This window comes from Streptomyces sp. Da 82-17 (assembly GCF_046098215.1).
Taxonomy (GTDB): domain Bacteria; phylum Actinomycetota; class Actinomycetes; order Streptomycetales; family Streptomycetaceae; genus Streptomyces.
In genome coordinates this window covers 63908-83175 of record NZ_JBJURH010000026.1, presented here as the reverse complement: position 1 = coordinate 83175, position 19268 = coordinate 63908, and the positions used below count along the sequence as shown (strand labels likewise).

The 19268-nt window shown below is 73.5% G+C and carries 15 protein-coding genes; 3 read left to right on the top strand and 12 right to left on the bottom strand.

Translation table 11 applies throughout. From position 1 onward, the window contains the following. Positions 1 to 125: 125 nt before the first annotated feature. The 8 genes from ACIDOF_RS32730 to ACIDOF_RS32695 form a co-directional block, all read right to left on the bottom strand. Complete coding sequence (locus tag ACIDOF_RS32730) at positions 126 to 539, bottom strand: SgcJ/EcaC family oxidoreductase (RefSeq protein WP_409009820.1); 414 nt, start codon at positions 537 to 539, stop codon at positions 126 to 128. Positions 540 to 570: 31 nt separating this feature from the next. After that, entirely contained in the window at positions 571 to 2199 is a 1629-nt protein-coding gene (cmdF, locus tag ACIDOF_RS32725; protein ID WP_409009861.1) for a tyrosine 2,3-aminomutase, read from the bottom strand. Positions 2200 to 2211: 12 nt separating this feature from the next. After that, positions 2212 to 5532: a non-ribosomal peptide synthetase gene (locus ACIDOF_RS32720; protein WP_409009819.1), complete on the bottom strand. Its 3321-nt coding sequence runs from the start codon at positions 5530 to 5532 to the stop codon at positions 2212 to 2214. Between the two features lie 176 nt (positions 5533 to 5708). After that, on the bottom strand, positions 5709 to 6890 hold the full coding sequence (locus tag ACIDOF_RS32715; protein ID WP_409009818.1) for an acyl-CoA dehydrogenase family protein: 1182 nt from the start codon (positions 6888 to 6890) through the stop codon (positions 5709 to 5711). Positions 6891 to 7087: 197 nt separating this feature from the next. Then, positions 7088 to 8008: an oxidoreductase gene (locus tag ACIDOF_RS32710; RefSeq protein WP_409009817.1), complete on the bottom strand. Its 921-nt coding sequence runs from the start codon at positions 8006 to 8008 to the stop codon at positions 7088 to 7090. 49 nt (positions 8009 to 8057) lie between these two features. Continuing rightward, the gene (locus ACIDOF_RS32705) at positions 8058 to 8627 is read right to left on the bottom strand and encodes a carboxymuconolactone decarboxylase family protein (RefSeq protein ID WP_409009816.1); all 570 of its coding nucleotides are present in this window, start codon (positions 8625 to 8627) and stop codon (positions 8058 to 8060) included. A gap of 13 nt (positions 8628 to 8640) precedes the next feature. Continuing rightward, positions 8641 to 9384, bottom strand: a complete 744-nt coding sequence (locus ACIDOF_RS32700) for a thioesterase II family protein (RefSeq protein ID WP_409009815.1) — start codon at positions 9382 to 9384, stop codon at positions 8641 to 8643. A gap of 561 nt (positions 9385 to 9945) precedes the next feature. Then, positions 9946 to 10569 carry an acyl carrier protein gene (locus tag ACIDOF_RS32695; RefSeq protein ID WP_409009814.1) on the bottom strand — a complete coding sequence of 208 codons (624 nt, stop codon included), beginning with the start codon at positions 10567 to 10569 and terminating at the stop codon, positions 9946 to 9948. Positions 10570 to 10869: 300 nt separating this feature from the next. On the opposite strand from ACIDOF_RS32695, the gene ACIDOF_RS32690 reads away from it, so the two are divergent. The 3 genes from ACIDOF_RS32690 (at position 10870) to ACIDOF_RS32680 (ending at position 14528) form a co-directional block, all read left to right on the top strand. Continuing rightward, positions 10870 to 12102 carry a helix-turn-helix domain-containing protein gene (locus ACIDOF_RS32690; RefSeq protein ID WP_409009813.1) on the top strand — a complete coding sequence of 411 codons (1233 nt, stop codon included), beginning with the start codon at positions 10870 to 10872 and terminating at the stop codon, positions 12100 to 12102. A gap of 256 nt (positions 12103 to 12358) precedes the next feature. Next, positions 12359 to 13477 carry a phosphoribosylglycinamide synthetase gene (locus ACIDOF_RS32685; RefSeq protein ID WP_409009812.1) on the top strand — a complete coding sequence of 373 codons (1119 nt, stop codon included), beginning with the start codon at positions 12359 to 12361 and terminating at the stop codon, positions 13475 to 13477. A gap of 73 nt (positions 13478 to 13550) precedes the next feature. Continuing rightward, positions 13551 to 14528, top strand: a complete 978-nt coding sequence (locus ACIDOF_RS32680; RefSeq protein ID WP_409009811.1) for a proline dehydrogenase family protein — start codon at positions 13551 to 13553, stop codon at positions 14526 to 14528. Positions 14529 to 15218: 690 nt separating this feature from the next. On the opposite strand, the gene ACIDOF_RS32675 is transcribed toward ACIDOF_RS32680, so the two are convergent. Genes ACIDOF_RS32675 through metK form a run of 4 tightly spaced genes read right to left on the bottom strand, consistent with a single transcriptional unit; the run spans position 15219 to position 19172 of the window. Further along, complete coding sequence (locus tag ACIDOF_RS32675; protein ID WP_409009810.1) at positions 15219 to 16019, bottom strand: 4'-phosphopantetheinyl transferase family protein; 801 nt, start codon at positions 16017 to 16019, stop codon at positions 15219 to 15221. After that, positions 16006 to 16431, bottom strand: coding sequence for a hypothetical protein (locus ACIDOF_RS32670; RefSeq protein WP_409009809.1), 426 nt, complete (start codon positions 16429 to 16431; stop codon positions 16006 to 16008). The genes ACIDOF_RS32675 and ACIDOF_RS32670 overlap by 14 nt, the downstream gene beginning before the upstream one ends. After that, complete coding sequence (locus ACIDOF_RS32665; protein WP_409009808.1) at positions 16431 to 17921, bottom strand: MFS transporter; 1491 nt, start codon at positions 17919 to 17921, stop codon at positions 16431 to 16433. Before ACIDOF_RS32665 ends, ACIDOF_RS32670 begins: the two co-directional genes overlap by 1 nt. Before the next feature lie 12 nt (positions 17922 to 17933). Continuing rightward, complete coding sequence (gene metK, locus ACIDOF_RS32660) at positions 17934 to 19172, bottom strand: methionine adenosyltransferase (protein ID WP_409009807.1); 1239 nt, start codon at positions 19170 to 19172, stop codon at positions 17934 to 17936. Between the last annotated feature and the right edge of the window lie 96 nt (positions 19173 to 19268).

Genomic DNA, 19268 nt, shown 5'->3' with positions numbered 1-19268 from the left:
GTCCCGATCGTGCACGGGCCGCCGGCCGCGGTGTTGTTCGAGATTGCGCGCTCGGCGGGGAGAGCACGTACGAAGAAGCCGGCCGCCGCGTTGCCGCGGCGGCCGGCCGTGTCCCGCGCTGCCCGTCAGGCGGCGGCGCGCGGGGTGTTCTGGTACGCGGTGATGCGCCAGCCCTCGGCCTGCTTGGCGAGCACCCAGGTCGCGCGGATGGCGCGCTCCGGGGCGACCTGCTCCTCGCCGGGGGCGATGACGCCGCCCTCGGTGACGAGCACGGCGACGTCGCCGCCGACGGCCTTGGCGTCGATGGGCGTGCCGGTGACCTTGGTGCCGCGGTACGGGCCCGCGTAACCGGCCTTCATCAGCTTCCGGATCGCCTCCTTGCCCTTGGCGAAGACGTCGCCGGGCAGGATCAGGGTGGCGTCGTCCGTGAACAGCTCGGCGAAGGCGTCGGCGTCGTTGTCGGCCCACGCCGCGACGACGAGTTGCGGCAGCGCCTGCGGCTCGGTGGCCTGCGGAGCGGCTGTGGTGGCCTGGGACATGGTGGTTTCCTTTCGCGCGTTCGGTTCGGGGTCAGAGCAGGGGGCTGCCGGACTGGCGCTCCACGGCGTGGGCGAAGGCGCCCTGGGACACCGCGGTGGCGATGACCTCGATGTCGTCGGACATGTAGCGGTCCTTGTCCAGGGTGGGGACGAACGAGCGCACCAGGTCGTAGGTGGCCTTCGCGGAGGGGCTGAGGCCCTCGTAGCGGCCGGAGATGTCCACGGCCTGCGCGGCGGCGAGGAACTCCACCGCGAGGATGCGGCTGTTGTTCTGCAGCACCCGGCGGGCGTTGCGGGTGGCGATCAGGCCCATGCTGACGACGTCCTGGTTGTCGCCGTTGGACGGCACGGACTGGGTGCTGGCGGGGCCGATGGTGCGGTTCTCCGCGACGAGCGCCGTCGCCGGGTACTGCGCCCCCGCGAAGCCGCTGTTGAGGCCGGGCTCGCCGGCGACGAGGAACTCGGGCAGGCCGTAGCTGAGGTGACGGTTCAGGACGCGGTTGGTCTGGCGCTCGGAGAGCACGCCGAGCTGGGTGAGCGCGATCGTCACGAAGTCCATGGCGAACGCGATCGGCTGGCCGTGGAAGTTCGCGCCGTGGAAGATCTCCTGCCCCTCGAAGAAGAGCGGGTTGTCGTTCGCGGAGTTGAGCTCGATGTCCAGCTTGTCGACCGCGTGGTAGAGGGTGTCGCGGACGGCGCCGAGGACCTGTGGGATGGCGCGCAGGGAGTACGCCTTCTGCAGGTAGATCTCGGTGCGCTCGACGTCCTTCTCGCCCGACTTGCTCGCCTGGACCTGGCGGCGCAGCTCCATGTGCTCGACGGTCAGCTCGCTGCCGCGCATCAGCGCCCGCATGTTGGCCGCGGTGTCGATCTGGCCGCGGTGCGGCCGGGCGATGTCGTGGCCCTCGGCCAGGAACGGGCTGGTCGAGCCCTGGAGGGTCTCGATCAGCAGGGCAGTGACGATCTCGTGCTGGCGCACCTGCTCCAGGGCGCGGCTGACGACGAGCGAGCCGACGCCCGTCATCCCGGAGGTGCCGTTGATCAGCGCGAGGCCCTCCTTGAAGCGCAGTTGGAGCGGTTCGATGCCGTGCTCGCGGAGCACCGAACCGGTCGGCACCCGCTTGCCGTCCTGCAGCACATAGCCCTCGCCGATGACCGTGGACGCGATGTGCGAGAGCGTGGCGAGGTCACCGCTCGCGCCGAGCGAGCCGATCTCCGGGATGGCGGGGGTGATGCCCTTGTTGAGGTACAGCGCGAGGCGCTCGATGACCTCGGGGCGCACCGCGGAGTGGCCCTTGGCGAGGGCGTTGAGCCGGGCGGAGACGATGGCGCGGGCCTCGTCCTCGGCGAACAGCGGGCCCACACCGGCGCTGTGGCTGCGCACCAGGTTGGTCTGCAGCTCCACCTCCTTGGAGGTGTCCACCAGCATGTAGATCATCTCGCCGTAGCCGGTGGTGACGCCGTAGATGGGGATGTTCTGCCGGGCTATGTCCTCGAACATCTCGCGGCTGGCCGTCACCTTGGCCAGGGCCGACGGAGCGATCTCACAAGGCGCCCGGTCCTCGGCCACGCGCCGGACGTCTGCGATCCGCAGCGTCTCACCGTCGAAGGAAACCGGTGCATCGGCGGTGTTGCCGGTCGGGGTCTCGGTCTCGGTCAGAGTCACTTTCCCTCACTCCATCGTTTCCTTGGCGACAGCACTCATTACGGGTCTCTCGGCATCGACCAGGTGGGCGAGGCCGGCGGGGGTCGGGTGGGCGAAGCAGGCGGCCGGCGCGAGCCGTACGCCGAATCGCTCGACCACGCGGTGGATGAGCCGGAGCATCAGCAGGGAGTGCCCGCCGAGGGCGAAGAAGGAGTCCTGTACGCCGATGTCCTCGGTGTGCAGGAGCTCGCGCCAGAGCTCGGTCATCTCCCGCTCGGTCGTGGTGCGGGGGTCGTCGGGGGCGTCGGACCGGCGCCCCGGGTCGGGCAGGCGGCGGCGGTCCACCTTGCCTGCGGCGTTGCGCGGGAGCCGGCCGTCGACGGTGACGAAGACCAGCGGCAGCGTCAGCCGGCCGAACCGGGACCGCAGTTGGGACCGCCAGTCCTCCTTGGCGCCCAGGGCGCCGCCGTCCGGGGCCCGGTGCGGCACGACGTACATCACGAGTCGGGACGGCAGGCCGTCCTTGCCGGGAAGCGCGGTGACGGCGCACTCGGCGACGGAGGGGTGGGCGGCCAACGCCCGTTCGATCTCGGTGAGTTCGAGCCGGTTGCCGTACAGCTTGACCTGGAAGTCCTTGCGGCCCCGAAACTCGATCTCGCCGTCCCAGCGGCGCAGGCCCACGTCCCCGGTCCGGTAGCAGCCGACGCCGTCCGTGGGGAACAGCGTGCGGTCGGGCAGCGGGGCGAAGGCCGCGTCGTCCCCGTACGTGGCGCTCAGATAGCCCTGGGCGACGTAGGGGCTGCGGATGACGATGTCGCCGGTCACTCCGTCGGGGCAGGGCCGGCCGGACTCGTCGAGGACGAGGACCTGACGGCCGGGGATGGAGCGGCCGATGGGGGCCGTGCCGTGGACCGGTCCGGTGATGTCGTGCCAGGTTCCGACGATGGTCTCGGTGGGCCCGTAGACATTGGCCAGCCGGGCCCGGGGCAGCGTCGCGCGCAGGCCCTCGACGAGCTCCTGCCCGAGCGCCTCCCCCATGAGGAGGACGCAGTCGAGCGGCGGCGGTGCGACGCGGGGGCCGCGTTCGGTGAGGACCCGGACGATCTCCCGGGCGAAGCTGGGCACGGTCTGGATGAGCGAGATCCGCTCGGCGGTGAGCCAGTCGACGAACTTCTCGGGGTTGCTCCGCAGCTTCTCCGGCACGGGGCACAGCGTGGCGCCGGAGACGAGCGTCGCGAACGTCTCGGCCAGCGCCGGATCGTGCTCCGGGGCCACCCACTGGGCGACGCGGCTGCCGGGGCCGACGCCGAACTCCCCGGCGAGCCAGGTGGTGAACTGCGCCAGCGCGTCGTGGGTCTGCGCCACCCCCTTGGGGGTGCCGGTGGAGCCCGAGGTGTAGGCGAGATAGGCCCGCCCGTTGCCGTCCTCGCGAGCACGGCGTTCGTTCCGCGGCCCCGGGGCCACGGCGTCCGGGGCGGCCGCGGTGAGCTCGGTCGCGTCGAGGGTGGGGCCGCGCAGTTCGTCGCGGTACCACTCGGCGAGCGGGTCCCCGTCGGGCCCGCCGGCGAGCACCAGGCAGACGGGCCGCGCGGCGCCGAGCACGGCCCGGCCGCGTTCCCCGCTGTCGGCGGTGCCGAGCCACACCAGGTGTCCCCCAGCGGCCAGCACGCCGAGCAGCGCCGCGTACTGGGCGGGGCCCGGCGGCATCCGCACCGCGACGGGCGAGCCGGCCACGGTGCCCAGGCGGCGCAGCCCGGCCGCGACGGCCTCGGCCCGGCGGGCGAGTTCGCCGTACGTGACGTCCTGGCCCTGCCAGGAGACCGCGACCGCGTCCGGTGTCTCCCGCGACCAGCGCCGGACGAGCGCGTCGACCGGCGGGCCGTCGTAGGCCCCGGCCGCGATCCGGTCGGCCTCCCGCACCCGGTCGAGGACCAACTCCGGTGGGTCCAGGGGAAGTTCGCGCACCGTGCGGTCGGGGTGGCGGACGGCCGCGTCGAGCAGGGTGCGCAGTTGGTCGAGGATGCGCCGGGCCGACGCGGCGTCGAACAGCTCGGTGCGGTATTCGAGGGAGCCGTCGAGCTCCGGCGCGGCGGTGTCCACGGTCAGGCGCAGATCGGCGGTGGCCGTACCGGGGTGGACGGGGTGCTCTCGCACCTCGGCCCCCGCGATCGCCGGGCGAGCGGCGGCGCCGCCGTCGTGGTGGACGAACACGGCGTCGCCCAGCGGCGTCCGGCGGGCGTCGCGCTCCATGCGCAGCGCACCGACCAGGTGGGCGAAGGGCAGGCCGCGGCGGAGGTGTGCCTCCCGCATCCGGCGGGCGGTCGCCTCGACCGCGGCACGGAAGTCCGCGTGCTCGGCGAAGTCGGCGACGAGCGGCTGCAGTTCGGTGTACGGGCCGACGGACGGAACGGTCTCCGCCTCGGGCCGGGTGTCGGCGGGAACGGCCACGACCACGCGGTCCTCGTCGCCGTAGCGGCTCAGCAGCGCCTGGAAGGCGGTGAGCAGTACGGCGGCCGCGGTCGCCCCGGTCCGGCGGGCGAAGTCGGCGACGCGGTCGGCGAGTTCGGCGCCGAGGACGAAGGGCAGCACGTGTCCCGCGTACGAGGGGTGCGAGGGGCGGGGCCGGTCGACGGGCAGGGACGGCTGCGGCGGCACCGGCGTCAGCTGCTGCGTCCACCAGTCCCGCAGCTCGCGGAAGTCCGCCGTGCCTTCCCTGGCGCGCTCGGCGCGGGCGCGGTCCGCGAAGCTCGCCGGGGTGCCGGGGAGGGCCGTCGCGGCCGGCTCGCCGGAGCGTTCGGCGGTGTAGCCCGCGCCCAGCTCCGCCAGCAGGGTCGCCACGGACGTCTCGTCGGCGACCGCGCGGTGCGCCACGAGCAGCAGCCGGTGGGCGGTGGGTCCCAGGCGCAGCAGGGCGAGCCGGGCCAGGGGCGCCTCGGCCGGCTCGAAGGGGCGGCGGGCGAGTTCGGCGCAGAGCCGGTCGGCGTGCTCGGCACGGGCCGGCGCCGGGGTTCCGGAGAGGTCCAGGGTGATCGGCGCGGCCGGGTCGTCGGCGCCGTCCGGCTCGTCGGGGCGCCAGTCGGAGATCCGCTGCGCCGGACGGCCCCCGACGCTCACGAGGGCGGTGCGGAGGGTGGCGTGACGGCGCCGCACGGCACGCCAGGCGGCGTTCAGGGCGCGGACGTCGAGTTCGCCGTCGATGCGGAGGGCGCGGCACACGTGCGCGGCAGCGGTTCCCGGGACGAGTGCGTCCTGGAACCACAGGCCGTCCTGTGCCGCGGAGGTCACGGCCTGTTCGGCGGCCCGCTCGGAGCGAGCGGGCGTGCTCATCGCTACGGTGAGTTCAGCCACGTTCACATCGTTGTCCGACCTGCGGATCCGTGGCATCTCTTGATGTGCTGCTGTCCGCGCGACGCGGTGTACGACGCCGACTCCCGTACGCCGGCAACGCGTTCAGGCCAGGACCGATGCTGCCGGTCCTGGCCTGTTCGCGCGCGTTCCCGGCGGCCCGGGGACGCGCGGGAGCGTCAGAGGTACTGGGTGTTGGGCTCGAGTCCGCACAGCACGCGGCCGTACAGCTCGAGGTTGGTGTTGGGGTGCAGGATCGCGTGCAGGTTCATGGTCTGGACGTCGCGCTCGATGCGCTGGATCGGGACCGAGCTGTACACGGAGGAGCCGCCGCTCGCCGTGTTCAGGATGTCCACGGCCTCCTTCGCGCGCTGGCACACCGCACCCAGGTCGAGGCGGACCCGGGCCCGCTCCTCCAGCGTCCAGGGCTCTTTGGCCGCGGACTTGGAGTCCAGCCGCTCGGCGACGCGGTGGGCGTGGAACTCGGCCTCGTCGATCTTCACCGTGGCCTCGGCGACCTGGAGGTGCGTGAGCGGCGCCTCGCTCTGGGTCTCGTACGAGGTGTAGGTGATCTTCCGTCCTGGGAGGCGCTCGAAGAACGCGTCCTTGGCGGCCTTGGCCAGGCCGAGGGCGGGGGCGCCGACCGTGGCGCAGGCGGTGGGCATGAACGGGGCGTTGTAGACCGGCGACGCGGCGTTCGCCACGGAGCTGTGCTGTCCCTGCAGCACCGGGATCATGGACATCACGCGGTTCTCCGGCACGAACACGTTCTCGGCGATCGTGGTGACGCTGCCGGTGCCGCGCAGGCCCGCGGTGTGCCAGTCGTCGACGATCTGCAGGTCCGACATCGGGATGAGCACCATCACGGGCTCGTGGCCGCCGTCGGGGGTGGGCCGCACGGCCGCGTTCACGTTCCACTGGCTCTGCTGGGAGCCGGTGTTGAAGGACCACTTCCCGTTGACGACGTAGCCGCCCTCGGCGGGCACGACCATCGCACCCGGGCTGAGGATGCCGCTGATCCGTACGTCGGGGTCGGCGAAGACCTCGTCCTGGACCTCGTCGGGGAAGAGCCCGACCATCCAGGAGCTGATCGCCCAGACCGACGCGGTCCAGGCCACCGACCCGTCGCCCCGGGCCAGTTCGGAGATGACGTCGACGACGGTGCGGGTGTCGGACTCGTGGCCGCCGTAGCGGGCGGGGACGCGCATCCGCAGCACGCCGGAGTCCTTCAGCGCCTCGATGGTCTCGTCGTGCAGCCGACGGTGCTCCTCGCCCCACGCGGCGTTGCGCTGCAGCAGCGGCGCCAACTCCTGGGCACGGCGGACGAGTTCGGCCCGGGGCAGAGCCTGGGTGAGTTGCATCAATTCCTCCTCGGTGGCAGCGGAGCAGGGCAGCGTCGCTGTCGGGGCCTGACGGTTCGGGCACGCCGAGCCTCGGGTGCCGCGGCGGCAGCGCCCCGCAGCCGGTCTCGGCGCTGCGGCGCGCGCACTGCCGACCGTCGCAGGCCCCGGTTTCCGGCGCATCTTCCGGGTTGCGGTGCTCGGTACGGGCGGGTGGATCAGAGCGGGTACAGAACGTCGGTGAGCTGCTCGGACGCCTCCCAGAGGCGCCGGCGTGTCCCGGCGTCGCGGGCGGCGCGGCCGGCGCGGACGAGTCCGGGCGCGCCGCGGGTCTCGGTGCGGCCCTGCGGGCCGTAGAACTCTCCGCCGCGCACGCCGGGGTCGGTGGCCGCCCGCAGGGTGGGCAGCATGCCGTCGTACGCGGACTGGAGGAACAGGGGGGCGAAGACGGGCCCGGCGAGGCGCAGCGCCGCAGGGAAGTCCCGGCCGAGGCCGGTTCCCGCGAGGCCGGGGTGTGCCGCCACCGAGCGGACGGAGGAGCCCGACTCCTGGAGCCTGCGCTGCAGTTCGAGGGCGAACATCAGGTTGGCCAGCTTGGACTGCGCGTACGCCCGGTATCTGCTGTAGCGGCGTTCGGCGTCGAGGTCGTCCAGGTCGATGCGGCCGAGTCGGTGCAGATAGCTGCTGACGGTGACGACGCGCGCTTCCGGCGCTTCCTGCAGCAGGTCGAGGAGGCGTCCGGTGAGCGCGAAGTGGCCGAGGTGGTTGGTGGCGAACTGGAGCTCGTGACCGTCGACGGTACGGATCTCGTCGGTCCACATCACTCCCGCGTTGTTGATCAGGAGGTCGACGCGGTCGCAGCGGTCGTGCAGCTCCTTCGCGGCGTCGCGCACCGACGCGAGGCTCGACAGGTCGAGCGGCTGGACCGTGAGCTCCGCGGTCGGCACCTCGGCGGTGATGCGGGCCGCTGCGGCGGCGCCCCGGTCCGGGTCGCGTACGGCGAGGACCACGTGGGCGCCGCTCCGCGCCAGTGCGGCGGCGGTCTCCAGGCCGAGGCCCGAGCTCGCCCCGGTGACGACGGCCGTGCGGCCGTGCTGGGCCGGGACGTCGGCCGCGGTCCACTTCTGTTCGGTGCCCAAAGCTCTCTCCCCTCCGGTGGTGGGTGGCTTCCGCGGCCGGGCCGCGCCCTCAGGCCGGGCCGCGGCCGTTCTGCGGTGCGGCGGTGCGGCGGTATCCGTGCGCGACCACCCGGCGGGCCGACTCCGCGTAGGCGCCCGGGTGTTCGGGCAGGGCGGTGGCCAGGCCGTCGACGTAGCGGTTGTACATGCAGAACGCCGCGGCGATCAGGACGGTGTCGTGCAGGTCGGTGTCGTCGGCGCCCGCGGCGCGGGCGGCGGCCACGGCCTCGTCCGAGACCGGCCGGGCGGCCTGCTGCACCTCGGCCGCGACCCGCAGCAGCGCCCGCAGCAGCTCGCTGACGGGTGCGGTGTCCGGGTCGGCGAGGACGGCCCGCACGAGGTCGGCGCCGCCGGCGAGTTGGGCCGCGGCGAAGGCGCTGTGCGAGGCGGAGCAGAAGCGGGTGCCGTTCAGCTCGGAGACGTATGCCGCGATCAGTTCGCGGTCGCCGGGGCTCAGGGACGGGGTGCCGGTGTGCAGCAGCGCGTCCGCGAGCCGCTCCAAGGGGTCGGCGGTGTCCGGGCGTTGGGCCAGCAGGCCGTTGATGCCGGGGAGGCCGGTGCTGAGCTCGATGTGCGCCACGGCGGTTCCTCTCTCAGGTGCGGGCGGGCTCCGGGGCCGGGGCGAGGCGGCCCTCGACCAACGCGACGGGCGGCTGGGCCTCCAGGTAGAAGTGGTTGCCGGGAACCGTGTGGGCCTGGAATCCGCCGCGTGTCTGACGGGCCCAGGCCGCCACGTCGTGCGGGGCGGCGATCGGGTCGTCGGCCGCGGCGACGGCGGTGATCGGGCAGTCGAGCGGCGGGCCGGGACGGTGGGCGTAGCTGTCGGCCATGTGCACGTCCGCGACCACGTAGGGGAAGACCCTTTTCAGGACGGCGGGTTGGGCGAGCAGCTCGGGGTGGATCCCCCCGATGGCGACGATCTCCTCGACGATGGCGGCTTCGTCGCGCAGGGCGGCCTGTGTCAGGCTGCCGAGGCGGGTGTGCGGCCCGCAGGCCCCGGAGACGAAGAGGTGGCCGACCGGGACGCCGGTGTGCTCCAGGTGACGGGCGACCTCGAACGCGACCCAGGCGCCCATGCTGTGCCCGAAGAGCGCCAGCGGGCGGTCGGCGAGGCTGCGGACGGCGCCGGCGATGTCCAGGGCCATCCGTCGCAGGTCGGTGGCGAACGGCTCGCGGGCGCGCCGCCCACGTCCCGGGTAGCACACGGCGTGCACCTCGCTGTGGCGGCTGAGCCGGTCCCAGGGTGCGTAGAACGCGGCCGTGCCGCCCGCGTGCGGGAAGCAGATCAGACGCTGATCCGCCTCGGGGCGTGGGCTCATGCGGTGCAGCCAGGTCATCGCGGACTCCCGTTCGGGCCGGCCGTGCGGGTCGGCGTGGTTCAGGCGGCGACGGCGGGGGCGAACGGGGGCCAGTCCTCGTCACTGGTCCCGACGCCGAGTGCCGTGATCAGCGCGGGCGTTGCGATGGCGAGGCACGTGACGGTACGCATGGGTTCTCCTCAGCAGCATGGGTCGGGCTCGTGGTGGATGTGGCCGTGGGCGGTAGCCACCCGATGAAGCTAACGAAGCCCGTCGAGCGTTGGCAAACTTTTGTCAGACTTAGGCAACTCAGCTCGGTGAATTACCCCTGCTCTCCGCAGCAATAGGGTCTGACCTGCAACGATGTAGGCGAAAATCTCTACAGAATGTGCCTAGCAGGGCTACAGGGACTCTCCATCAAGAGTCCAGCGGAGCCGCCGGCCGCGCACCGGGAGGAGCCTTCCGCACCCTTCGGCGCCGAGCACGAGAAGGCCCCGCCCGAGCGAACGGGCGGGGCCTGGAAGGCGGTACGGGTGACGACGCGAGCGTGGACGGCGAACCGGCGGCGGACCGCCGCGGAGCGGCGCGTCAGACGGCGCGTCAGGCGGCGCGGCCTCGCGGACGGAGCGCGGCCCGGGCAGCGGCGTCGACGTGGGCGCGCACGAGCAGGACCTGCTCACCGAGGGTCGGTGCGGCCAGCATGTCGTGGACCGCGACCTTGACGCCGAACTCCTTCTCCACGCGGCGCACCAGACGGGCCACCAGAAGGGAGTCGCCGCCGAGGGCGAAGAAGTCGGAGGCCCCGGAGAGCGGCGGGTGGCCGAGCAGCTCGGCCCACTCCCCCTTGAGGTACGACCAGACCTGGTGCGCACCGGCGCCCGGCCGCGGCATGCGGGCCAGCATCCGGGTACGCAGCCGGTGCACGAGCAGCGCCTGGTCGCCGAGGTTCCTGCGGGACATGTCCTGCAGCGAGACCGTCACGCCGTACTCCTCGCCCACGCGCCGCACCAGACGGGTCATCAGGAGCGAGTCACCGCCCCGGGCGAAGAAGTCCGCGTGTTCGGTGAGCCCGGCACTGCCCAGCAGCTCACTCCAGGACCGGAGCATGAACTGCCGTACTTCCTGGAGCTCGTCCGCCTCCGGGGAGGCCGGGCCTCCGTCCGGGCCGGAGAGCTGGGCGGACGCTCCGGCGACGCCGACGACGTCAGCGTGGTCACGAGTCATGTACGCCACTCCTGGGCATCGTTGACAGCGGTCAGCGGATGAATCTGGCACAGCATGTTGCCATGAGGTTAGGGTGCCACTCCACCAAATGGCAAGGCATTGCCACTCCGTATGGCAATGATGCTCCGCAGAAGCTTCCATCGCGTGGCCAAAAGGCGCAGGTCATAACAGCCTTGGCAGTTGCCAAGAACATCCGGAGTTGGCTACCGTTCGGCAGAGCAAAGTTGAAAGACATGGCACAACGGAGGCAAATCGTCCGCTGATCACCTCGTTGTTCATCGATCCGGTTGGGGCAATCACGTGCTGGAGCAGCCATCCTTCGGTCGTCGGCTCAAGCAGCTGCGGACGGAGCGGAACCTTTCGCAGGCCGCACTCGCCGGTGACGGCATGTCGACCGGGTATCTGTCGCGCCTCGAATCAGGCGCGCGGCAGCCCACCGAGCGGGCCGTCGCCCACCTGGCGAGTCAACTCGGCATCAGCCCGGAGGAGTTCGAGGAGACCCGGGCCACGTCTCTCGCGCAGAGCCTGTCCATCGCCACCTCCCTCGACTCCGACGAGACCAGCGAGCAACTGGCCGAAGCCCTCGAGGCCGCGCACGCGCCCGATCCGATGCTCCGCTGGCAGGCCCTCTGGCTGCTCGCCCAGCGCCGGCGCCGCAACGGCGAGCACGCCGCCGAGCGCGCCTACCTCGACGAACTCGTGCCGCTCGGCGAGGAGATCGGGCTGCCCGAGCTGCGCTCCCAGTCACTGACCCAGCTCGCCCGCAACCTCCGCGCCGCGGGTGAGATCGCCCCCGCCCTGGAGGCCGCGACGACGGCCCACGAACTGGCCCGGCAGCACGGACTACCCGCGCAGCACGCGGCCACGGTCCTGCTCGTCCTGGTGTCCGTGGAGGCGGAGGCGGGCCGCGTCCCGGACGCCCGACAGCACGCCGACGAGCTGGTCGGCCTCGTCGAGGGGCGCGGGGACGCGCTGTGGGCCGAGGCCATGTGGACCGCGGCCGTGGTGCGGGTGCGCCAGGGCGACTTCAAGTCCGCGCTCGGCCTCCTGGACCAGGCCCTGGAGCGGTTCGCCAGCCGCGAGAACCTCGCGCTGTGGATGCGGCTGCGCCTCACCGCGGCCGACCTGCACCTGCAGATGTCCCCGCCGGAGCCGGAGGCGGCCCAGAAGTACATCGAGGCCGCCGAGGCCGGGCTGCCGTTCGTCGACACCCCGTCGATGGAGCAGGAGCTGGCCGCGCTCAAGACCCATCTGGCCTTCCACGAGGGCCGGTTGGCGGACGCCCGCGCTCTGCTCGACCGGCTCGGCCGTGCCGCGCTGCGCATGTCGTACCGCAGCAAGATGCGGCTCGACGTGCTCGACAACCAGCTGCGGATCCTGGAAGGGGACGAGGAGGAGGGTATGGCCGGGCTGCAGAAGCTGGCGCTCCAGGCCCAGGAGTCCTCCAACATCGACCTGGCGGCCTCGATCTGGCGGCTGGCCGCGGAGTGTCTGCTGAGGTCCCGGGGGAAGAGCGCGGGCCGGCAGTCCTGACGCCCGGGCCGGCGGCGGCCCCACGGGTCTCCGCCTCCCGCCCTGATCGTTGCCAACTCGCTCCTGCCGGTTGGCAACATCTTGCCAAGCTGGGGAATGGTTGGCACGATGTCCGGGCCATGTTGCCGATACAGGGAACGAGGACGGCATGACCAGCACCCGGCGCAACACAGGGGTTCGCTCCACAGCAGTCCTGGTGGGCTGTCAGGGATCTGCACGGTTCTTGCCACGCGCCTTTGCCAAATGGGGAGTTGACGTGCTCCGCATCCCCGGCAGCACCCCGCGCACGGCGGAGCTGGCGGCCCGTCTCGCCTCCCGCAACCCCCTGTGTGTCCTCGCCGGTGAGGAGTCGTGCGGGCCGCTCGCCGACGCGCTCGCCGAACGGCTCGGCCTGCCCGGGAACGCCGCCGAGCTCTCCGGCGCCCGCCGCGACAAGGAGGCGATGGGCCGCGCCCTGCAGCGTGTCGGAGTACGGCGTGCCGAGCAGTGGTACGGCGGCAACGCCGAGGCCCTCGCCGATCGCGCCGAGGAGCACGGCCTGTATCCCGTCGTCGTCAGTCCGCTGTCGCGTGCCGCCGGGGCGGCCTCCGTCCTGTGCCGCGACCGGCGGGAGGTGCGCAGGGCCGCCGAGGCGGTCGTCGGGGCCAGGAGCCACGGCGGCGCGGTCAACTCCCAGGCCCTGCTGCGGGAGTTCTTGCCGGGCCCGGCGTACACGGTGGACTCCGTCTCCCGGGACGGGCAGTCCTGCATCGTCGCGATCCACCGGCGCCACACCCGCCGGTACGGCGCGTACCTGCTGCCCGACCGCGCCGAACTGGCCGCCCCGGACAGTGCCGTCGCCGCCGAACTCGTCGCGTACAACCGTCAGGTCCTCGACGCGCTGGGCATCCGGAACGGCCCCAGCCACACCGACCTGGTGCTCACCCCCGCGGGACCGGTCCTCGTGGACGCCGGAGTGCAGCTCGGGCCCGGCGTGCTGCCCGGTTACGACGACCTGAGCCGCGGCGTCAACCAGGCCGACCTGACCGCGCTCGCGTTCGCCGAGCCCGAGGAGTTCCGGCGCCGCTGGGCGGGCCGCAGCTACACCAAGCTGTGCGAGGCACAGGTCGTCGACACCACCGCCGGCTTCGCGGGTCCGCCCCGAGCGCTGGACCGGCACGTCGTCGACGCCGTCGAGGCGCTGTCGTCCGTGTACTTCTTCGACGCCGGTCACCGCGCCCGCGGCCGTGGCCCGGTCACGCCGAGCCCACGGCCCGCCAGCGGTGTCGCGTACACCCTGCACAGTTCGCCCCGGCTCCTGGAGGAGGACCGGCTGCGCATCCGTCGGCTGACGGACGGACAGCCGCGGCCGCAGGAGCCCGCATGCGCCGGCTGAGACCGGGGCGCGCGCTGTCCGACGGTTCCCCGGCCAGGCCCTCACCACGACAGATTGCCGAGGCGCAGCTGCCATGATCCAGGGACTCTCCCAGCGCACCCTGCTCGAATCCGCGGCCGAGGGCCTGCGCCGGATCGCCAACGACCCGCGCTGCGCCCGGGAGTTCGCCGCCTCAGGTTCCGTGCTGCGGGACATCCTCTCCCCCGCCGCCCGTCGCTATGTCCTCGCCACCGACCGCACCGACTTCCTCGCCCGCGTCGCGGAGCTGCGGAGCAAGGGGTACGGGGTGACCGCCGAGTACTCCTCCCCCGACCGCGGCACGGACACCGGGCCGGAGCAGGTGCGGCAGGTCGTCGACGAGTACCTGCAGCTGCTGGCCCACGAACCGGCCCCCGAGCAGATCGGCTGCGACCTGACCGGTGTCGGCCTGGCCGTCTCCCCCGCACTCGCGTTGGCCAACGCCGACCGGATCGCGGCGGCCGCGGCCGCCCGGGGCAGCGAGATCGTCCTCAGCATGGACCGCTCCCCCACCGTCGACGCCGTACTGGCCGTCCACCGCGAACTTTCCAGGCGGTACGCGAACGTGGGCCTCACGCTCCAGGCCCAACTGCACCGCACCCTGCGGGACATCACCGACGTGGCCCGGCCCGGCAGCCGCATCCGGCTCGTGAAGGGCGCCTTCCAGGAACCGCAGGACATCGCACTGCGCCGCGGGCCCGCGCTCGACGACCGCTATCTCGACCTCGCACAGCGCCTGGTGGACCACGGCGTGCGGCTGAGCCTGGCCACCCAGGACCACGAGGTGCTCGCCGCCGCGGACAGCCGGGGCCTGCTCACCCAGGTCACCGACATCGAGATGCTGCACGGGGTACGGCCGGGGCTGCTGCGCCACTACCGCGACCTGGGCCTGCCGTGCCGGGTCTACGCGGTGTACGGCACGAACTGGTGGCTGCATCTGCTGCAGCGCCTGGCCGAGCACCCGCCGCTGGTGCTGAGCGCCCTGGCCGACATCGGGTCGGACCGCGCGGAGGGCCCCGCGTCCGGCTACTGACGGGCGAACCGGGTGGGGCCCGGCACGTCGCGGCTCCGCCCCGCCCGGCTGGCCGTCGTCCAGTTCCCTCACCCTGGCCCGCCGTTCGGTTCAACCTCACCCGCCCCGTCCGGGCGGGCCCTGCCGCTCACGCCCCGTCCGGGTGGGCCAGCCGCTCAACTCGCCCTGCCCGCCCCGCCGTTGGACTCCCCCTGCCCGCCCTGCCGTTCACCTCGCACAGCCGGACCAGCCACTCGACGCACCACGCCCGCCCCGGCGTTCACTCCGCACCATCCGGGCCCGCCGCTCGATTCAGCACGCCCGGCCCGGCGTAAAGTCCGCCGTCCGGGCAGGCATCGCCGCTCAAGCCCCCGGCCGGGCGGGCCCGCCGCTTAACTCTCCCTGCCCGCCCCACCCTTGAACTCCCCCTGCCCGCCCCGCCGTTCACTCCGCACAGCCCGGCCAGACACTCGACGCACCACGCCCGGCCCCGGCGTTCACTCCGCACCATCCGGGCCCGCCGCTCCATTCAGCACGCCCGGCCCGGCGCAAAGTCCGCCCCCGTCCGGGCGGGCCCGCCGCTCAACTCCCCCTGTCCGCCCCGGCGTTCACCCCGCGCCGTTCGGGCCCGGCGTTCAGCTCGGTTCGCCCGGGATCGCCGTCCGACCCACCCCACCCGGCCGTGAGCCAAGTCGCTGAGCGCACCGCGTCCTAGCCGTCGTCGTTCGTCTGCACGGCCACGGCTGCCGCGTACCCGGCGGGCACCGCCACGTCCTCGACGTTCCAGCCGGGCGGGCTGGTCACCGGCACCAGGCCCGAGCCGAGGTAGTCGAGTGCGGGGCTGCGGGCCAGGCCGGTGCCGAGGCCCTTGAGGTAGGCCTCCTTGCGCACCCAGGCCCGGGTGAAGGCCTCGGGCCGGTCGGCCTCGGAGCAGGACGCGAGCTCCCGCTTCTCCCGTGGGTGCAGGGCCCCTTGGACCTCGTCGGCCACGGCGACGGGGTCCGTGGTCTGCACGTCGACGCCCACCACGGTGGCGGAGAAGGCGAGCAGCGCGAGGTCGCCGCTGTGCGAGAGCGAGAAGTGCAGCGGGACGCCCGGGTCGGCGGGAGCGGGCCGGCCGTGCGGGCCGCCGCAGCAGGGGCAGGGGTCCCGGCGGAACCGTACCTGCCGTGCGGCGATGCCCAACTGGGCGCCGAGCAGCACGCGCAGCGCGACATGCGCGGCCAGATAGCAGCGGCGGTCGGCGAGCCTGCGCAGTCTCTCCGCCCGGCGCTGCTCGCCGTCGTCGAGGACGTCGCGGGCGAGCGCTTCCAGCGTCTTCGGCTGCCGGGTCGCGTCCGCGAGCCACAAGTGCGCCGCCCGGTCGGGGAGTTGCAGCGGCCCGGGCGGTGCGTCGAGGTTCAGCAGACGCGGGGCCCGTCGCACCGCCGGGCCCGCGCCGCGCGGCGCGGCCGCCCCCGGCCGGGCGACCACGGTCCGCGCGAGGCCGGCGCCGACGTCAAGCCGGGGCATGGCCCTTGGCCATCGCGGCGAGGAGACGGCCGACGGCATCCAGCGCGGCGGCCGGACAGCCGTCGTCGTGCCCCGTGGCCGACGGCCCGGGGGAGCACGGCGGATGCCCGTCGGCGAGCGGGCTGTCCGCCTCGAGGGCGCGCAGCGCCGTGGCGAGGAGTACGGCGAGCCGGCCCCCGTTCTCCCGCAGCAATGGAACCGATCCCTCCCACAGGGCGTGGCGTACCCGCACGGCCGTGAGCATCCCGTCGCCTGCCGTGGCGACGCTCAGCAGCGTGCCGATCCGGCGCTCCAGGCGGGACGGCGCCCATCCGCCGCGCTCCCACTCCGCCGCCAGCCGCTCGGCATGAGCGCGCAGCGCCACCGCGGCGTCGCGCGGTGGGTGTACGGGGGGAACTGTGTCGGTCACCATCAGGACTCCTCACGGTCGGAGGGACGAGGGAGCGCGGCCCGGCCGTCGGGCCGGGCAGGGACGAGCAACGCCGCGCAGACCGTGGCCAGCACGGCGGAGCCGAGCACGATGCCCATCGCGGGGACGTAGTGCAGCGCGGCGCCCTCGGTCGCCGGGAACAGGGCCACCCCGGTGACGGCGACACCGGCGGCGGCGCCCAACTGCTGGGCCGAGGTGAGCACTCCGGAACCGGCGCCGGCGTCGTGCGCGGGCACCCGGCTCAGCACGATCTCGGCGACGAGCGGCACGCTGATGCCGTTGCCGAAGCCGAAGACCAGGAGGGCGCACAGCAGCGGCGCCGTCGACGTCTGCGCGGAGAGCGCGGCGACGGCCCACAGCGCGAGCCCCAGCCCCAGCACGGTGCACGCCCCGGCGCCGACCAGCGTGCCGGGGCCGAGACGGGTGCGCAGCACCATGCCGAGGCGGGCGCCCGCGCCGATGCCCACGGCCACCGGGGTGAAGGCGAGTCCGGCGGCCGCGGGGCCGAGGCCGCTCTCCTCCTGGAGGTAGAGGCCGAGCAGGACGAAGAACGGCACGGTGGCGACGTACAGCGTGAAGTTGAGCAGGACGCCGAGTGTGAAGGGCCGGAGGCGGAACAGCTGCACAGGCAGGAGTACGGGCAACGCATGTGCGTGGCGGGCGCGTTGGCGGCGGACGAACACGGTGGTCGTCGCTGCGCCCGCGCCGAGCAGCCCGATCCCGGCCGCGGGCGGCAGGTGGCGGGACGCGGCGAGCGGGAGCAGCAGAAGGGTGAAGCCGAGCGCGCCGAGGGCGACTCCGGCGAGGTCGAGGCCGCTGCGGGCGCCGGTGCCCGGGTCCGCCGGGACGGACCTGCCGGTGCCGACGTACGCCAGGAGGCACAGCGGCACCGCGAGCAGGAACACCGGGCGCCAGCCCAGGCCGAAGAGGTCCCAGGCGGGCAGGGCGCCGCCGAGCAGCTGGCCCGCGACCATGCCGAGGCTCATCGAGACGGCGTACCAGGACAGGGCTTTGGGGCGCTCCGCGGCCGGGAACCCGATCCGGATCAGGGCCAGGACCTGCGGCAGCATGACGGCCGCCGCCGCGCCCTGCGCGAGCCGGGCCGCGATCAGCACGCCCGGCGACGGGGCGAGGCCGCAGGCCAGTGAGGTCAGCGCGAACAGGGCGAGGCCCAGGCGGTAGGCGCGGCGGCGGCCGATCACGTCGCCGAGGCGGCCGCCGGTGATCAGGCCGAGGCCGTAGACGAGGCCGTAGCCGGCGGCGACCGCCTGGAACTCGAAGGCCGTCAGGCCGAGGGAGCGGTCGATGGAGACGGCCGCGAGGTTGATGCAGAAGGCGTCGAGGAGCGACAGGAACGGGCCGACGAGCAGCACCCAGAGCGCCCGCCACCGCCGGCCGTCGGGTGTGCCGTCGGCTTCCCCGGGCACGGCCGTGGCCGGCGGCGGAGCGGCGGCCGGGATGCGGGTGTCCACGACGTCCGCCTCCTAGGAGCGCCGGTCCGGGGAGCCGGCCGCCCGCCGCAGCGCGTCCGCGCGGTCCGTGCGCTCCCAGGTGAAGTCGGGAAGTTCCCGCCCGAAGTGCCCGTACGCCGAGGTCTGCGCGTAGATCGGCCGCAGCAGGTCGAGGTCGCGGACGAGGGCGGCCGGGCGCAGGTCGAAGACCTCCCCGACGGCCCGCTGGATCTCCGTGACCGGGGCGGTCTCGGTGCCGAAGGTCTCGACGAACAGGCCGACCGGCTCGGCCTTGCCGATGGCGTACGCGACCTGCACCTCGCAGCGCCGGGCCAGTCCGGCCGCGACGACGTTCTTGGCGACCCAGCGCATCGCGTACGCCGCGGAACGGTCCACCTTGGACGGGTCCTTGCCGGAGAACGCGCCGCCGCCGTGCCGGGCCATGCCCCCGTACGTGTCCACGATGATCTTGCGGCCGGTGAGGCCCGCGTCGCCCATCGGGCCGCCGATCTCGAACCGGCCCGTGGGGTTGACCAGCAGGCGGTAGCCGTCGGTCTCCAGGGTGACGCCGCTCTCGGCGAGGTCCTTGAGGACCGGTTCGACCACGAACTCCCGGATGTCCGGGGTGAGAAGGCTTTCCAGGTCGATGTCGGCGGCGTGCTGCGAGGAGACCACCACGGTGTCGAGACGGACCGCACGGTCGCCGTCGTACTCGATGGTGACCTGGGTCTTTCCGTCGGGGCGCAGGTACGGGACGGTGCCGTTCCTGCGGACCGCGGTGAGGCGCTCGGAGAGCCGGTGCGCCAGGTGGATCGGCAGCGGCATCAGCTCGGGGGTGTCGTCGCAGGCGTAGCCGAACATCAGGCCCTGGTCGCCGGCGCCCTGCTTGTCCAGCTCGTCGCCCTCATCGCCTGCGGCGGCGCCCTCGACCCGCTGCTCGTAGGCGGTGTCGACGCCCTGCGCGATGTCCGGCGACTGGGCGCCGAGCGACACGGACACCCCGCAGGAGGCCCCGTCGAACCCCTTCTTCGACGAGTCGTAGCCGATGTCGAGGACCACGTCCCGTACGAGCTGGGCGACCGGCGCGTACGCCTTGGTCGTCACCTCGCCCGCCACGTGCACCTGGCCGGTGGTGATCAGCGTCTCCACCGCCACTCGGGCCGCCGGGTCCCGTTCGAGGAGCGCGTCCAGGATCGTGTCGCTGATCCGGTCGGCGATCTTGTCGGGGTGGCCCTCGGTCACGGATTCGGAGGTGAACAACCTGCCAGCCATGCGAGCGGCTCCTCTCGGATGTGGCGTCGTCGGGTCCGGCGCGCCCGGCGGGGCGCGGCACGGAAGTGCGGGTACGGACAAGGGAGTTCCATTTCT

Excerpts from the sequence above, each read along its gene's own strand:
- ACIDOF_RS32730 (WP_409009820.1), bottom strand. The coding sequence starts at position 539 with ATGTCCCAGGCCACCACAGCCGCTCCGCAGGCCACCGAGCCGCAGGCG.
- ACIDOF_RS32715 (WP_409009818.1), bottom strand. The coding sequence starts at position 6,890 with ATGCAACTCACCCAGGCTCTGCCCCGGGCCGAACTCGTCCGCCGTGCC.
- ACIDOF_RS32700 (WP_409009815.1), bottom strand. The coding sequence starts at position 9,384 with ATGACCTGGCTGCACCGCATGAGCCCACGCCCCGAGGCGGATCAGCGT.
- ACIDOF_RS32695 (WP_409009814.1), bottom strand. The coding sequence starts at position 10,569 with ATGACTCGTGACCACGCTGACGTCGTCGGCGTCGCCGGAGCGTCCGCC.
- ACIDOF_RS32680 (WP_409009811.1), top strand. The coding sequence starts at position 13,551 with ATGATCCAGGGACTCTCCCAGCGCACCCTGCTCGAATCCGCGGCCGAG.
- ACIDOF_RS32675 (WP_409009810.1), bottom strand. The coding sequence starts at position 16,019 with ATGCCCCGGCTTGACGTCGGCGCCGGCCTCGCGCGGACCGTGGTCGCC.
- ACIDOF_RS32670 (WP_409009809.1), bottom strand. The coding sequence starts at position 16,431 with ATGGTGACCGACACAGTTCCCCCCGTACACCCACCGCGCGACGCCGCG.
- metK (WP_409009807.1), bottom strand. The coding sequence starts at position 19,172 with ATGGCTGGCAGGTTGTTCACCTCCGAATCCGTGACCGAGGGCCACCCC.